Genomic DNA, 14,649 nt, shown 5'->3' on the forward strand with positions numbered 1-14,649 from the left:
TCCCTACTGGCGCAGTGCTGCAATGAACACGACCCCCACCCTTCCGCGCCGGCCCCGCTGGCGCAGCCTGGCGATTCTGGCGATCTGCCTGGCGCCGCTGCTCTGGCCGCTGCAACGGCTGGCCGAGCACTACTACCAGGACGAGCTCGCCGGGCAGAACCGGCAGACCCTCGACCTCTACGTCGCCAACCTGCTCGGCACCCTGCACCGCTACGAAACCCTGCCGCAGATCCTCGGCGACCTACCGGCCCTGCGCGCCGTGCTGGCCGATCCGCTGCGCCTGGAAAGCCTGACCAACGCCAACCGTCTGCTCAAGGACATCGCCACCCAGACCGGCGCCGAAGTGATGTACCTGATGGACGCCAAGGGCAATACCCTGGCCGCGTCGAACTGGGACAAGAAAGACAGCTTCGTCGGCCGCAACTTCGCCTTCCGCCCGTACTTCAGCCAAGCCATTGCCGGGCAGCTGGGACGCTTCTTCGGCCAGGGCACCACCTCGGCCAAGCGGGGCTACTTCTTTGCCGGCGCGGTGCGCGACGGCGAGCAGATCATCGGCGCACTGGTGGTCAAGGTCGACCTCGACCACACCGAAACGCTCTGGGGTAAAACCCCCGAGCAGTTGCTGCTCACCGACCACAACGGCGTGGTCATCCTCACCTCGCGGGCCGACTGGCGCTTCCGTGCCACGCGCCCGCTGAGCGTGGCCGAGCGGGAAGCCATCGCCGCCATCCAGCCGTACCCAACCCAGGCCCCGCAGCCACTCAGCCTCAACCCGGACGCCTGGCTGATACAGACTCGCGCCATCGAGGAGACCGGCTGGCAGGTGAGCATTCTGGCACCACGGGCACTGGTCGATCGCTCGGTCAGCACGGTCCTGGCCATCGGGGCAGCGACCCTGCTGGTGGTCATGCTGCTGCTGGGCCTGGTGATGCAGCGCCGCCGCAACTACATGGACCGCATCGCGTTCGAAGCGCGCGCCCGCCAGGAGCTGGAAAAGCGCGTGATCGAGCGTACCGCCGCCCTCGAAGGCCTCAACAGCCGCCTGAAAACCGAAGTGCTCGAACGCGAGCAGGCCCAGCAGGAGCTGGTACGCGCCCAGGACGAACTGGTCCAGGCCGGCAAGCTGTCGGTGCTCGGCACCATGTCGGCAAGCATCAGCCACGAACTCAACCAGCCGCTGGCGGCCATCCGCAGCTATGCCGAAAATGCCGAGATCCTCCTCGATCATCAACGCACCGACGACGCCCGCAGCAACCTCAAGCTGATCAGCGAGCTCACCGGGCGCATGGCCTCGATCATCGCCCACCTGCGTGCTTTCGCCCGCCGCGACCGGCATGCCCCGGAAAGCGTGGCCCTGCAACCGGCGCTCGACGACGCCCTGGCCCTACTGGCGAAACGACGCCGGGCGATGGCAGTGGAACTGGTGCGCGACCTGCCGGAGGCCACCTTGTGGGTGCAGGCCGGCGAAACCCGCCTGCGCCAGGTGCTCGGCAACCTGCTGGCCAATGCCCTCGACGCGCTCACCGAAAAAGCCAACCCGCGCAAACTGTGGATAAGTGCCGAGCGCCGCGACGACTGCGTCTACCTGACCATACGCGACAATGGCCCGGGCTTTTCCAGCCAAGCCATGGCCCACGCCCGCGAACCGTTCTTCACCACCAAGACCCGCACCCAGGGCCTTGGCCTGGGGCTGGCGATCTGCGATACGTTGATGCGTGCCCTAGGCGGTGAATTGCTACTGGCCAACCACCCCGAAGGCGGCGCACTGCTGACCCTGCAACTGCGCGTGGCCAAGACCGGCGCCACGCTTCAAACCTCGGAGGACTCCTCGGCATGACGACCGAGCTCATCGACAGTCGCACGCAGGTGATCCTGGTCGACGACGATCCGCACCTGCGCCAGGCCCTGAGCCAGACCCTGGACCTGGCCGGGCTGAAGGTGATGGCCCTGAGCGACGCCCAGGGCCTGGCCGAACGTATCGAGCCGGACTGGCCCGGCGTGGTGGTCAGCGATATCCGCATGCCCGGCATCGATGGCCTGCAGTTGCTTGAACAGTTGCACGCTCGCGATCAGGAGCTGCCGGTGTTGCTGATTACCGGCCACGGCGATGTGCCGCTGGCGGTGCAGGCGATGCGTGCCGGGGCCTACGATTTTCTCGAAAAGCCTTTCGCCAGCGACGCGCTGATCGACAGTGTGCGCCGTGCCAGCGCCCTGCGCCGGCTGGTGCTGGACAACCGCAGCCTGCGCCTGGCCCTGAGCGACCGCCAGCAACTGAGCACCCGTCTGGTCGGTCAGTCGGCACCGATGCTGCGCCTGCGCGAGCAGATCGGCGCACTGGCCGGCACCCGTGCCGACGTGCTGATCCTCGGCGAAACCGGCGCCGGCAAGGAGGTGGTAGCACGAGCGCTGCACGACCTGTCGAGCCGCCGCGATGGCCCGTTCGTGGCGATCAACGCCGGCGCCCTGGCCGAATCGGTGGTCGAAAGCGAACTGTTCGGCCACGAGCCGGGGGCCTTCACTGGCGCGCAAAAGCGACGCATCGGCAAGTTCGAATTCGCCAATGGCGGCACGCTGTTCCTCGATGAAATCGAAAGCATGAGCCTGGACGTGCAGGTCAAACTGCTGCGTCTGTTGCAGGAGCGGGTGGTCGAGCGTCTGGGTGGCAATCAGTTGATCCCGCTGGATATCCGCATCATCGCCGCGACCAAGGAAGACCTGCGCCAGGCCGCCGACCAGGGGCGTTTCCGCGCCGACCTGTACTACCGTTTGAACGTCGCCCCATTGCGCATTCCGCCGCTGCGCGAACGTGGCGAGGACGTGCTGGTGCTGTTCCAGCACTTTGCCGACAGCGCCAGCGAGCGCCACGGCCTGCCTGGGCACAGCCTGCAACCGGCGCAGCGGGCGATGCTCTTGCGCCACCCCTGGCCGGGGAACGTGCGCGAGTTGCAGAACGCCGCCGAGCGCTTCGCCCTGGGCCTGGAACTGGCCCTCGACGGCGAGCCAGGCAGTGCTGTAGGCAGCGCGGAACTGCCGGCCGGCAGCGGCAACCTCAGCGATCAGGTCGAGCAGTTCGAGCGCTCGCTGATCGCCGCCGAGCTGAGCCGCTCGCACAGCTCCATGCGCAGCCTGGCCGAAGCCCTCGGCATCCCGCGCAAGACCCTGCACGACAAGCTGCGCAAGCATGGCCTGAGCTTCGCTGCCGGCGACGACCTGGAGGACCACCGCGCATGAACAGCCACAGCCAGTACCTCGAATCGGTATTGCACCACGACATCCCACTCACCGCCGAAATGGGCCTGCAGGTGCTCGACTGGGCCGAGCAGCGCCTGCGCCTGCAATTGCCGCTGGCGGCCAACGTCAACCACAAGAGCACCATGTTCGGTGGCAGCCTGTACTGCGCGGCGGTGCTCGCCGGCTGGGGCTGGTTGCACCTGCGCTTGCGTGAGGCACAGGTCGACGACGGGCATATCGTCATTCAGGAAGGGCAGATCAGCTATCCATTGCCGGTCACCGGCGCGGCCATCGCCGTGTGCGAGGCGCCAGCGGCGCAAGTCTGGGAACGTTTCCTCGCCACCTACCAGCGCCGCGGCCGGGCACGGCTGACGCTGCACACCCAGGTGTACAACGCCGGCAGCGAAGCGCCCGCCGTACAGTTCAGCGGGCAGTACGTGCTACACCGTTGAGGCGAGCTTGAGCAGCGCGGCGCGCCAGGCTGCCGTGGCTGGCAGGCCGAGGAAGAACGGATTGCGCAGCGACTCGCGCGGCGGATAGACGAAGCGTTGGCCATCCAGCCCCAGCACTTCGCCGCCCGCGCCTTCGAGTACGCCCTGAGCGGCCGCGGTGTCCCACTGCGAGGTCGGTGCCAGCCGCGGGTAGCAATCGGCGGCCCCTTCGGCAAGCAGGCAGAACTTCAGCGAGCTGCCGATATTGGCCAGCTTCAGCTCACCCAGCGCCGCGCTCAGGCCGGCCAGCAGGGCTTCCTGCTGCGGGCTGGAATGGCGCCGGCTGGCCACCACGGTGAACGCTTCGCCGGCAGGCGGTGCGCTACGTACCTGGATCGGCTGGGCATCGCCAGCCCGCTCGGCACGCCAGGCGCCGAGGCCCTCGCCACCGAAGTAGCAGCGGCCATTGGTCGGGATCGCCACCACGCCAAACACCACCCGGCCCTGTTCGATCAGGGCGATGTTGACGGTGAACTCTTCACTGCCGGCGATGAATTCCTTGGTCCCGTCCAGCGGGTCGACCAGCCACCAGCGCTGCCACTGCTGCCGCTCGCGCTGAGGGATGTCGCAGTCTTCTTCCGAGAGTACCGGGATCTGCGGCGCCAGCGCCTGCAAGCCGTCGGCGATGACCTTGTGCGCGGCGAGGTCGGCGGCGGTGACCGGCGACTCGTCGGCCTTGGCGGTCACCGCCACGTCGGCACGCCAGAATGGCAGGATCGCCTCGCCCGCCTGCCGGGCCAGTTCGACCACCTGGTGCATCAGTTGTACATCGTTCATACCGGGAATACTCCGCGTTGGTTCAGCAGGTCGCGCACCAGATACAGCGCCGCCAGCGCCCGCCCTTCGGAGAACTGCGGATGCTGGGCCAGGGCCGACAGTTCGCGCAGGTTGACCTTGTCGACACGCATCGGCTCCGGCTCATCGCCTTCGAGGCGTTCTTCATACAGGTCGGTGGCCAGCACCACCTGGATCTTCTGGCTCATGTAACCCGGCGACAGCGACAGCTCGGTCAGGTGTTCGAGTTGACGGGCACCGAAACCGGCCTCTTCCTTCAACTCGCGGTTGGCCGCTGCCAGCACGTCCTCGCCCGGCTCGATCAGGCCTTTGGGCAGCGACAGTTCATACTCGTCGGTACCGCCGCAGTACTCCTCCACCAGCACCGCATGCTCGGCATCGAGCATTGCCACGATCATCACCGCGCCATAGCCGTTGCCACGCCCGACCAGTCGTTCATAGGTACGCTCGGTACCGTTGGAAAAACGCAACTGCACGGCTTCGACGCGGAACAGGCGGCTGCTGGCGACGATCTCGCGGTTGAGGACGGTGGGCTTCTGGCGCATGGGGGGGCGGCTCCTTGGCGGTAACGGGTTACTATACCGTGGCTTGCCCGGCCACTGTGCCCCGACTTATCGAGAATATTTCACATGCCCTCGCTTGCCTGGCGCGACATCGACACCGTTCTGCTGGACATGGACGGCACCCTGCTCGACCTGCACTACGACAACCATTTCTGGCTGGAGCATCTGCCGCAGCGCTATGCCGACCTGCATGGGGTGAGCCGGGCCATGGCCGAGCTGGAATTGCAGCCGCTGTTCGAACGCAATGCCGGTTCGCTGAACTGGTATTGCCTGGACTTCTGGAGTGCCGAACTCAAGCTGCCGGTGCGTGAGCTGAAGCTGGAAACCGCCGACCTGATTGCCCTGCGCCCGGACGCCGACACCTTCCTGCAGGCGATCAAGGCCGCCGGCAAGCGGGTGATCATGATCACCAACGCGCACCGCGATTCGCTGTCGCTGAAACTGGAACGGGTAGAACTGGCGCCGTACTTCGAACGCCTGATCAGCTCACACGACTACGGCTACCCGAAAGAAAGCCAGCAGTTCTGGAGCGCCCTGCAGGCCGACACCGGCTTCGATCCGGCGCGCAGCCTGTTCATCGACGACACCCTGGCGATCCTGCGCAGCGCGCGCCATTTCGGTGTGGCGCACCTGCTGGCGGTGCGCCAGCCCGACAGCCGCAAGGGGCCGCGGGACACCGAGGAATTTGCCGCGCAGGAAGACTACCGGGCGTTGCTCGATGGGCTGTGAGGGTTACTCGGGAATACGCAGGGTCTGGCCCGGATAGATCTTGTCCGGGTGGCTGAGCAGCGGCTTGTTGGCCTCGAAAATCTTGTTGTACAGGTTGGCATTGCCATACACCGCCAGGGAAATCGCGCTCAGCGTATCGCCCTTCTTCACCACCACGAAGCGCGCGGCCGCCACCACCGGGCCGCTCACGGCAATCTGGTCGTCGACCGAGGCCACGCCGGCAATGTTGCCCAGCGCCAGCAGGATCTTCTCTTTTTCTTCCTGGCTCGACACCTCGCCTTTGACGATGACCTTGTCGCCATCCACTTCGGTGGTCACGTTCGGGTTGCCGAGACCAACCTTGGCCACGTGCTCCTTCAACTGCTCGCTGGCGTTGGCGTTACCGGGGGTCAGCAAGTCGATCAGTTTTTCCCCTGCTTCTTTCACGAAACTAAAAATGCTCATCCTGTGCTCCATAGGTATCAATGACCGGAGCAGGGAGTCTAGGACAAGATAGAATGCTTCGCCTGCTCACCGCCGCGGAACGACGATGGACATCAAACAACTAAAATTCCTCATCGCCCTGGATGAAACCCGCCACTTTGGCCAGGCCGCCCTGCGTTGCCACGTGACCCAGCCAACCCTGTCGATGCGCCTGCGCAACCTGGAACAGGAGCTGGGCCTGGAGCTGGTCAACCGTGGCCAGCGCTTCGAAGGCTTTACCGCCCAGGGCGAGCGCGTGCTGGCCTGGGCGCGCTCGGCACTGGCTGCGTTCGATGGGCTGTATGCCGAGGCCGCGGCCTGTCGCGGGCACCTGGCCGGTACCCTGCGCCTGGGCGTGGTGCCACTGTCCAGCTTCGATCCACTGCCGCTGCTGCAACGCCTGCATGGCCAGCACCCGGAGCTGCGTTTCGAGCTGAGCGCACTGAGTTCCGAGCAGATCATCGAACAGCTGAGCAGCAACCAGCTCGACCTTGGCGTGTCGTACCTCGGGCGGCTCGACAACGAGCGTTTCGAATCGCTGGCACTGGGCGAAACGCAAATGGGCCTGCTGTATGACCCAGATCACTTCCGCTTCGCCGCACAGCCCTTAAGCTGGGCGACACTGAGCGAACTTCCGCTGGGGCTGCTCACCGCCGGCATGCACTTTCGCCAGTCGATCGACCACAACTTTCACAGTCGCGGGCTGACCCCGCAATTGTTGCTGCAAACCGATGCCGTCCATCAGTTGGTGCAGGCGGTGCACGGGGGCCTGTGCTGCGCAATCATGCCGCTGGCGGCCGGGCTGGAAGCGCTGACCACGACGTTGCGCCTGCAACCCATCGAGGCGGCCAGTACCCTCGCGCCACTGGGCCTGATCATGCGCCGCACGGCGCCGCGCTCGGCGCTGGCCGAGGCCTGCTTTGCCGAATACCGTCTGTTGATGAGCGGTGCTTGATCGACGGCGTCTATCAATACATCAGCATTAGCGATTAGACGGTGCACCGGCAGGGGCCTAGGCTTAAGGCTGAGCAGCCTGCCGGAATTCGTCCATGACCAGCAAACCCCCGGCCTGCGCGGCCTTCATTCCCTTGGACGCGCCCGCGGCCAGTGTTCGTTACGACTATTGCCACCTCGATGACCACAGCCCCGCCAGCACCGACCTGGCCGAGGAAGTGGCGCTGGCGATCGCCTTCAATGGCATCAGCCAGGCCGTGATGCTGGTCAGCCCTACCGACCTGGAAGACTTCGTCGTCGGCTTCAGCATCGGCAGCGGCATTGTTGCCAGCGCCGATGAAATCTACGACGTGAAGCTCAGTGGCAGTGGCTCGGCCTTGCATGCCGAGGTGGAAATCGCCAGCCGCGCGTTCTGGAACCTGAAGCATCAGCGCCGGCAGTTGGCCGGCACCAGCGGCTGCGGCCTGTGCGGTGTGGAAGCGGTCGAGCAGGCCCTGCCCGAGCTCGCCGTGCTGCCCGGCGCGCCGTTGCCGCCAGTGCACTGGCTGGATGGCCTGCGTCAGCGCATCGGCGACTTCCAGCCGCTCGGCCAGCATTGCGGCGCAGTGCATGCGGCGCTGTTCATGAACGCCGACGGCGAACTGCTGCTGGGCCGCGAAGACATCGGCCGGCATAACGCCCTGGACAAGCTGATCGGCGCCATCGAACGGCAGCAGCTCGCCACTGCCGGCGGCCTGGCCATCGTCACCAGCCGCTGCAGCCTGGAACTGATCCAGAAAGTCCTGCGCGCCGGCATCCAGACCCTGGTCAGCCTGTCCTCGCCCACCGGCCTGGCCCTGCAATGGGCACGCCGGCACAACCTGAACCTCATTCACTTGCCGCAAAAGAGTGCGCCACGGGTCTATAGCCCTGCGCGGGAGAACCTATCGTGAGCCTGCACCATCAAGCCGACCAGAAACCCGTTCCGCGCTACAAGCCCTACAACGGTGCCGCCGGCGGCTGGGGCGCACTGCGCAGCGTGGCGCAGGCGTGGATCGGCAGCGACAACGCGCTGAAGAACATCCGCGCGCTGCTCAAGACCAACCAGAACGGCGGCTTCGACTGCCCAGGTTGCGCCTGGGGCGATTCGCCGGAAAGCGGCATGGTGAAGTTCTGCGAGAACGGCGCCAAGGCGGTGAACTGGGAGGCCACCAAACGCCGCGTCGACCCGGCGTTCTTTGCCCGTCACAGTGTCACCTCGCTGCTCGCCCAGAGCGACTACTGGCTGGAGTATCAGGGCCGGCTGACCGAACCGATGGTCTACGACCCGCTCAGCGACCGTTATCAGCCAATTAGCTGGGATAACGCCTTCGCCCTGATCGGCCGTCACCTGAACAACCTCACCAGCCCCGACCAGGCCGAGTTCTACACCTCGGGCCGGGCCAGCAACGAAGCGGCCTACCTGTATCAGCTGTTCGTGCGCGCCTTCGGCACCAACAACTTCCCGGACTGCTCGAACATGTGCCACGAAGCCAGCGGCGTGGCCCTGGGGCAAAGCGTCGGGGTCGGCAAGGGCACCGTGACCTTCGACGACTTCGAGCATGCCGATGCGATCTTCGTCTGGGGGCAGAACCCCGGCACCAACCACCCGCGCATGCTTGAACCCCTGCGCGAAGCGGTCAAGCGCGGCGCCCAAGTGGTGTGTATCAACCCGCTGAAGGAGCGCGGCCTGGAGCGCTTCCAGCACCCGCAGCACCCGATCGAAATGCTCACCAACGGCGACCGCCCGACCAACACCGCCTACCTGCGCCCGGCGCTCGGTGGCGACATGGCGGTATTGCGCGGCATGGCCAAGTTCCTGCTGCTGTGGGAGCGCGAAGCGCAGGCCAAGGGCGAGCCCGCCATTTTCGACCACGCCTTCATCGCCGAACACACGGCCGCAGTAGACGACTACCTGGCCGCAGTGGACGCCACCGACTGGGAACAGATCGTTGCCCAGGCGGGGCTGAGCCGGGTCGAGATCGAGCAGGCCGCGCGCATGTACGTGAGCGCCAAAAAAGTCATCATGTGCTGGGCCATGGGCATCACCCAGCACCGTCATTCGGTGGCGACCATCCAGGAAATCGCCAACCTCATGCTGCTGCGCGGCAACCTCGGCCAGCCGGGTGCCGGCTTATGCCCGGTACGCGGCCACAGCAACGTGCAGGGCGACCGCACCATGGGCATCAACGAGCGCCCAGCGGTGGCCCTGCTCGATGCGCTGGAGCGACGTTTCGGCTTCCCGGTGCCGCGGAGCAACGGCCACAACACGGTCGAGGCGATCCATGCCATGGCCGAAGGGCGGGCCAAGGTGTTTATCGGTCTGGGCGGCAACTTTGCCCAGGCCACACCCGACACCGAGCGCACCGCGCAGGCCTTGCGCAACTGCGAGCTGACCGTACAGATCAGCACCAAGCTCAACCGCAGCCACCTGGTTCACGGCAAGCAGGCGCTGATTCTGCCGTGCCTGGGCCGCACCGATATCGACCTGCAGAGCGAGGGCCCACAGGCGGTCACGGTGGAAGACTCGTTCAGCATGGTGCATGCCTCCAACGGGCAATTGCAGCCGTTGTCGCGGCACATGAAGTCGGAGCCGGCGGTGATTGCCGGGATCGCTGCGGCCACCCTCGGCGCCAAGCCGGTGGACTGGAACTGGCTGGTGGCCGATTACCGGCGCATCCGCGAACTGATCGCCGACACCATTCCTGGCTTCGAGGGCTTCAACCAACGCCTGGAACATCCGGGGGGCTTCTACCTGGGCAACAGTGCTGGCGAGCGTAAATGGAAGACCGCCAGTGGCCGCGCCAACTTCAAGGCCAACGCCCTGCCGGACGACCTGCTGCATGAGCGCGTGCGCGCCAGTGGCCAGGTGCCGGACCTGATCATGCAGTCGATGCGCTCGCACGATCAGTACAACACCACGATCTACGGGCTCGACGACCGCTATCGGGGGGTCAAGGGGCAGCGCGACGTGCTGTTCGTCAACGAAGCGGACATTGTCCGGCTGGGCTTCCATCCGGGGGACAAGGCCGATATCGTCTCGCTGTGGAGCGATGGCCGCGAACGGCGAGTGAAAGGCTTTACCTTGCTCGCCTTCGATATCCCGGCGGGTCAGGCGGCCGCCTACTACCCCGAAGTGAACCCTCTGGTACCCCTGGAGAGCGTTGGCGATGGCAGCCACACGCCAACCTCGAAGTTCGTCGCGATCAAGCTGGAACGCGCCAGCGCCAGCGCACGGATCCTCTAACGCAACCTGACCGGTGAGATTCATTTCTGGTGGGCGCCGGCATTACCAGCGCCCACAAACGCCCATTGCCAGGTTTCCACAGGCACAAAAAAGGCCCTGACATCACTGCCAGGGCCTCGTTCCAAGCAATCTCTGACCGCGAAAAATCAATTAAGTTTCACTGCTAAAACAGTAACTTATGAATTTGTATACCCGTCGTGTTACTCGTCGGATTCTCGTTGAAAGCCACCTCGCCTAGCCTCAGGATCGCGCCGTCATCCCTTTGAGGCTCTCGTATGAAGTACTCCTCGATTCTCGTGTTGTCCCTTAGCCTGCTGAGCGGCGTTGCCTCTGCAGGTGGCACTACCGAAGCCGGCATCGGCGGCGCATTGGGTGGGGTATTGGGCTCGGTCGTCGGCCAGTCGATTGGCGGCAGCACCGGTTCGGCAATTGGCGCCGGCCTGGGTGGCGCGGCCGGTAGCGCCGTCGGCGCAGACAAACGCAGCCGTGGCGAAGCCGCCATTGGTGGTGCCCTTGGCGCAGCAGGCGGCAACGTGGTCGGCCGCAACATGGGCGGCAACACCGGCAGCCTGATCGGCGCCGCAGCCGGCGGTGGTGCCGGCGGTGCACTGGGCAACTACATGGGCAACAAGAGCGATGACGAAGACCGTCGCTACCGCAACCGTGGCTACGACGACCGTCGTTACTACGACCGCGGCCATCACTACGGCCATCGCAAGCACAAACGTCACTGGCGCGACCGCTAAGGCCCAGGCCGTCCAGGCTTAAGCCAAACGCCTAGACGAATCCTGCTGGGCTGATGCCGCGCGCGAATCCGCGCAAGCATCGGCCCCGAGGTCTGCGCCACCGGCTTCCTGTGCTGTTGTGCCAGGAAACCTATTTCTTCCGCGAAGAAATTATCCGCATCAACGACTGAGCGTCAGCCGTGCAGGGCCTGCAACACCGCAAGCAGGCTTGCCGGCAGTACCGCCGGACGATTCGACTCGCGCTCGACGAATACCTGCACCACCCGCCCGGCCGCACACGGCTGCCCCTCGCCGAGCTGGAACAACGCCAGCTGATACTCCACCGAACTGCCGGCCAGGCGCGCAACCCGCACGCCAACCTCCAGGCGCTCGGGGAAGGCCGCCGAAGCGTAAAAATCGCAGGCCGAGCTCACCACAAAAGCCACTACCGCACCGGTTTGCGGATCGATCCCGGCGCGTTCGATCAGCAGGCTCTGAATGGCACTGTCGAAAAAGCCGTAGACCGTGGCACTGGCAATGTGGCCATTGAGATCGTTGTCCTGCCAGCGGCTGAGGATTGGCTGGAAGTGCAGGTAGTGCTCGCGGAGGGGGATTTCGGTCATGCCTATAGGCCTCACGGACAAAAGTGTCGAGCAGTCTAAAGCATGTGGGAGATGGTGTTCCCTGCTGGGCCCGGCGGAGGCCGGCTCCGACCGAGGTCGAGGCCTGCCCGAACATCACCCACAAAAAAACCGCCCCGAAGGGCGGTTTTTTCAACGCAGTGGCGACAACTTACAGTTGTGGGCCAGCTGCCTTGATGGCGTCGGAAACTTCGAATTTCTTGAAGTTTTCGATGAACAGGTTCGCCAGGCCTTTGGCCGCTTCGTCGTACGCTGCCTGATCGGCCCAGGTGTTACGTGGGTTCAGCAGGACGGTTTCAACGCCAGGTACCAGTTTCGGTACGTCCAGGTTGACGATGTCCAGGTGCTCGGTTTCGGCACCGACCAGCGCGCCGCTCTGGATCGCTGCGATCACCGCACGGGTGGTCGGGATGTTGAAGCGCTTGCCAACGCCGTAGCCACCACCAGTCCAGCCAGTGTTGACCAGGTAAACTTTCGAGCCGAAACCACGGATACGCTTGATCAGCAGTTCAGCGTACTCGCCAGCCGGACGCGGGAAGAACGGCGCGCCGAAGCAGGTGGAGAACGTCGACTTGATGCCGCTGCCCGAACCCATTTCGGTCGAACCGACCAGTGCGGTGTAACCGGACAGGAAGTGATAAGCCGCCTGCTCTTCGCTGAGGATCGACACTGGCGGCAATACGCCGGTCAGGTCGCAGGTCAGGAAGATGACTGCATTCGGCTCGCCGCCCAGGTTGTGCTCGGAGCGCTTTTCGACGTGCTCCAGCGGGTAGGCGGCGCGGCTGTTCTGGGTCAGGCTGCCATCGGCGTAATCGGCCTTCTTGGCGTCGTCCAGCACCACGTTTTCCAGCACGGCGCCGTGCTTGATGGCTTTCCAGATGACCGGCTCGTTCTTCTCCGACAGGTCGATGCACTTGGCATAGCAACCGCCTTCAATGTTGAACACCACGCCTTCGCCCCAACCGTGCTCGTCGTCGCCGATCAGGTAGCGGCTTTCGTCAGCCGACAGGGTGGTCTTGCCGGTACCCGACAGACCGAAGAAAAGGGTGACGTCGCCTGCTTCGCCAATGTTGGCAGCGCAGTGCATCGGCAGCACGTCGGCAGCCGGCAGCAGGAAGTTCTGCACCGAGAACATGGCTTTCTTCATTTCACCGGCGTAGCGCATGCCGGCGATCAGGACTTTCTTCTGGGCGAAGTTGATGATCACGCAACCGTCGGAGTTGGTGCCGTCACGCTCAGGCTCGCACTCGAAGTTGGCCACGTTCAGCACTTGCCACTCATCACGGCCAGCCGGGTTGTACTGGGCCGGGTTGATGAACAGGCAACGACCGAACAGGTTCTGCCAGGCCGTCTGGGTGGTCATGCGCACAGGCAGGTAGTGCTCAGCGGCCGCACCTACGTGAACGTGGGAAACGAAATGCTCCTGAGCATTGTTGAACGCCTCAACCCGCGCCCACAGGGCATCGAACTTGTCGGCCGGGAACTTGCGGTTGATCGGGCCCCAGGCGATGGCGTCCTGCGTGGACGGCTCTTCGACGATGAACCGGTCAACTGGCGAACGACCAGTGCGGTGACCGGTTTTCACGACCAGCGCGCCAGTGTCGGCCAGTTCGCCTTCACCGCGGTTCAGCGCTTCTTTTACCAGCTCATCGACGCTCAGGTCGTTGTACACGGTGTTGTTGGCTTGCGTCATGAGATTCCCCATCCGGCCTGCGGCCGAGTGCTCCAAACGTTTTGTAGTAACTCTTTGAAAACTACTACAGCGAAAAAAGTGGCCGGATTATGCCAGAAACGCCCAAAAAAAGTAGGGCCCTCCTGTCAGAACGGCGGCTTTCCGGCGTTAGACAGGAGATTTACCTAAACTGAAACGTTTTAGTGACGAGTATCCGACGGTGAGTCTGCGCCGCCGCCGGCGAACAGTTGCACGACGTCGGCAGCGTCGAAAAGGTAGGCCTGGTTACAGAACTGACAGTCGATCTCGATCTGCCCGCCACGCTCCTGAACCAGCTGTTCGGCGTCGGCCTGACCGAGGCTGACCAGCGCGTTGCCGGAGCGCTCGCGCGAGCAACTGCAGCGGAAGTGCAGCGGCTGAATATCAAACAGGCGCACGGCATCATCGTGATACAGGCGGTGCAGGATGGTTTCGTTGTCCAGGCCCAGCAGCTCTTCCACCTGCAGGGTGTTGCCCAGAGCAGTGACGTGCTGCCAGCTGGCTGCCCGGTCATCGTCGTCCTTCTGGCGGTCGGCCGGCAGCTGTTGCAGCAGCAGGCCACGGGCGCGACGGCCGTCGGCACTGAGCCAGAACTTGGTCGTTACCTGCTGCGAGGTCACGAAGTAGTGGGTGAAGCATTCCGACAGGGTCTCGCCGTCGAGATCGACGATGCCCTGGTAGCGCTGACCGCGCGCCGGGTCGATGGTCAAGGCCAGCTCGCCGTTGGGCATCAGGTCGGCCAGGGTGGCATCGGCGGCAATCTGCTCGGCGTTGTAGCGGGCCAGGCCTCGGATTTCGCGCTCGCTTGAACATTCGATCATCAGCAGCGGCACCGGGCCTTCGGAACGCGCCTGCAAAATCAGCAGGCCATCGAACTTCAGCGCGCCGACCAGCAATGCAGCCGCCGCCATCAGCTCACCGAGCAACTGCGCGACGGGTTGCGGATACGGGTGTTTTGCCAGGACCTCGGCATAGCTTTGCTCGAGCCCGACCAGCTCACCGCGAATGTCGTGGTCGTCGAAAATAAAGCGTTGGGTGAAGTCGGTATCTGGCAAATCGGACATGGGTTCTGGCTTTCTGAA

General features: G+C 64.6%; 14 protein-coding genes. 8 read left to right on the forward strand and 6 right to left on the reverse strand.

The features are described from left to right. Positions 1-22: 22 nt before the first annotated feature. Genes DCO48_RS13125 through DCO48_RS13135 form a run of 3 tightly spaced genes read left to right on the forward strand, consistent with a single transcriptional unit; the run spans position 23 to position 3,683 of the window. A complete protein-coding gene (locus DCO48_RS13125; protein ID WP_116551038.1) occupies positions 23-1,837 on the forward strand; it encodes an ATP-binding protein in 1,815 nt (604 codons plus the stop codon). Next, positions 1,834-3,231: a sigma-54 dependent transcriptional regulator gene (locus DCO48_RS13130; RefSeq protein WP_116551039.1), complete on the forward strand. Its 1,398-nt coding sequence runs from the start codon at positions 1,834-1,836 to the stop codon at positions 3,229-3,231. The genes DCO48_RS13125 and DCO48_RS13130 overlap by 4 nt, the downstream gene beginning before the upstream one ends. Next, entirely contained in the window at positions 3,228-3,683 is a 456-nt protein-coding gene (locus tag DCO48_RS13135; RefSeq protein WP_116551040.1) for a YiiD C-terminal domain-containing protein, read from the forward strand. The genes DCO48_RS13130 and DCO48_RS13135 overlap by 4 nt, the downstream gene beginning before the upstream one ends. Here the strand turns inward: DCO48_RS13135 and cysQ are convergent. Further along, a complete protein-coding gene (cysQ, locus tag DCO48_RS13140) occupies positions 3,672-4,499 on the reverse strand; it encodes a 3'(2'),5'-bisphosphate nucleotidase CysQ (protein ID WP_116551041.1) in 828 nt (275 codons plus the stop codon). The two genes, DCO48_RS13135 and cysQ, sit on opposite strands and share 12 nt — an antisense overlap. Next, a complete protein-coding gene (nudE, locus tag DCO48_RS13145; protein WP_116551042.1) occupies positions 4,496-5,062 on the reverse strand; it encodes an ADP compounds hydrolase NudE in 567 nt (188 codons plus the stop codon). Before nudE ends, cysQ begins: the two co-directional genes overlap by 4 nt. 84 nt (positions 5,063-5,146) lie before the next feature. On the opposite strand from nudE, the gene yrfG reads away from it, so the two are divergent. Next, positions 5,147-5,809: a GMP/IMP nucleotidase gene (gene yrfG / locus DCO48_RS13150; protein ID WP_116551043.1), complete on the forward strand. Its 663-nt coding sequence runs from the start codon at positions 5,147-5,149 to the stop codon at positions 5,807-5,809. A 3-nt stretch (positions 5,810-5,812) separates the two neighbouring features. Here the strand turns inward: yrfG and lysM are convergent, their stop codons facing one another. Continuing rightward, complete coding sequence (lysM, locus tag DCO48_RS13155) at positions 5,813-6,253, reverse strand: peptidoglycan-binding protein LysM (RefSeq protein ID WP_116551044.1); 441 nt, start codon at positions 6,251-6,253, stop codon at positions 5,813-5,815. An 85-nt stretch (positions 6,254-6,338) separates the two neighbouring features. On the opposite strand from lysM, the gene DCO48_RS13160 reads away from it, so the two are divergent. The 4 genes from DCO48_RS13160 (at position 6,339) to DCO48_RS13175 (ending at position 11,236) form a co-directional block, all read left to right on the forward strand. After that, positions 6,339-7,226, forward strand: a complete 888-nt coding sequence (locus tag DCO48_RS13160; protein WP_116551045.1) for a LysR family transcriptional regulator — start codon at positions 6,339-6,341, stop codon at positions 7,224-7,226. Between the two features lie 94 nt (positions 7,227-7,320). Further along, positions 7,321-8,157, forward strand: a complete 837-nt coding sequence (gene fdhD / locus DCO48_RS13165) for a formate dehydrogenase accessory sulfurtransferase FdhD (protein ID WP_116551046.1) — start codon at positions 7,321-7,323, stop codon at positions 8,155-8,157. Further along, complete coding sequence (locus DCO48_RS13170; protein ID WP_116551047.1) at positions 8,154-10,490, forward strand: FdhF/YdeP family oxidoreductase; 2,337 nt, start codon at positions 8,154-8,156, stop codon at positions 10,488-10,490. The genes fdhD and DCO48_RS13170 overlap by 4 nt, the downstream gene beginning before the upstream one ends. A gap of 275 nt (positions 10,491-10,765) precedes the next feature. Further along, positions 10,766-11,236, forward strand: coding sequence for a YMGG-like glycine zipper-containing protein (locus DCO48_RS13175; RefSeq protein ID WP_116551048.1), 471 nt, complete (start codon positions 10,766-10,768; stop codon positions 11,234-11,236). Positions 11,237-11,409: 173 nt separating this feature from the next. Here DCO48_RS13175 and DCO48_RS13180 read toward each other — a convergent pair whose 3' ends face one another. The 3 genes from DCO48_RS13180 to hslO form a co-directional block, all read right to left on the reverse strand. Further along, positions 11,410-11,838 (reverse strand): thioesterase family protein, encoded by a 429-nt coding sequence (locus tag DCO48_RS13180; RefSeq protein WP_116551049.1) that lies wholly within the window; start codon positions 11,836-11,838, stop codon positions 11,410-11,412. Positions 11,839-12,007: 169 nt separating this feature from the next. Further along, positions 12,008-13,549, reverse strand: a complete 1,542-nt coding sequence (locus DCO48_RS13185) for a phosphoenolpyruvate carboxykinase (RefSeq protein WP_116551050.1) — start codon at positions 13,547-13,549, stop codon at positions 12,008-12,010. 179 nt (positions 13,550-13,728) lie between these two features. Further along, entirely contained in the window at positions 13,729-14,631 is a 903-nt protein-coding gene (hslO, locus tag DCO48_RS13190) for an Hsp33 family molecular chaperone HslO (RefSeq protein ID WP_116551051.1), read from the reverse strand. Positions 14,632-14,649: the final 18 nt, after the last annotated feature.

This window comes from Pseudomonas sp. SDI (genome assembly GCF_003105155.1).
GTDB lineage: Bacteria > Pseudomonadota > Gammaproteobacteria > Pseudomonadales > Pseudomonadaceae > Aquipseudomonas.

Excerpts from the sequence above, each read along its gene's own strand:
- DCO48_RS13185 (WP_116551050.1), bottom strand. The coding sequence starts at position 13,549 with ATGACGCAAGCCAACAACACCGTGTACAACGACCTGAGCGTCGATGAG.
- DCO48_RS13135 (WP_116551040.1), top strand. The coding sequence starts at position 3,228 with ATGAACAGCCACAGCCAGTACCTCGAATCGGTATTGCACCACGACATC.
- DCO48_RS13160 (WP_116551045.1), top strand. The coding sequence starts at position 6,339 with ATGGACATCAAACAACTAAAATTCCTCATCGCCCTGGATGAAACCCGC.
- yrfG (WP_116551043.1), top strand. The coding sequence starts at position 5,147 with ATGCCCTCGCTTGCCTGGCGCGACATCGACACCGTTCTGCTGGACATG.
- lysM (WP_116551044.1), bottom strand. The coding sequence starts at position 6,253 with ATGAGCATTTTTAGTTTCGTGAAAGAAGCAGGGGAAAAACTGATCGAC.
- hslO (WP_116551051.1), bottom strand. The coding sequence starts at position 14,631 with ATGTCCGATTTGCCAGATACCGACTTCACCCAACGCTTTATTTTCGAC.
- DCO48_RS13180 (WP_116551049.1), bottom strand. The coding sequence starts at position 11,838 with ATGACCGAAATCCCCCTCCGCGAGCACTACCTGCACTTCCAGCCAATC.
- DCO48_RS13125 (WP_116551038.1), top strand. The coding sequence starts at position 23 with ATGAACACGACCCCCACCCTTCCGCGCCGGCCCCGCTGGCGCAGCCTG.
- nudE (WP_116551042.1), bottom strand. The coding sequence starts at position 5,062 with ATGCGCCAGAAGCCCACCGTCCTCAACCGCGAGATCGTCGCCAGCAGC.
- cysQ (WP_116551041.1), bottom strand. The coding sequence starts at position 4,499 with ATGAACGATGTACAACTGATGCACCAGGTGGTCGAACTGGCCCGGCAG.
- DCO48_RS13130 (WP_116551039.1), top strand. The coding sequence starts at position 1,834 with ATGACGACCGAGCTCATCGACAGTCGCACGCAGGTGATCCTGGTCGAC.
- DCO48_RS13175 (WP_116551048.1), top strand. The coding sequence starts at position 10,766 with ATGAAGTACTCCTCGATTCTCGTGTTGTCCCTTAGCCTGCTGAGCGGC.
- fdhD (WP_116551046.1), top strand. The coding sequence starts at position 7,321 with ATGACCAGCAAACCCCCGGCCTGCGCGGCCTTCATTCCCTTGGACGCG.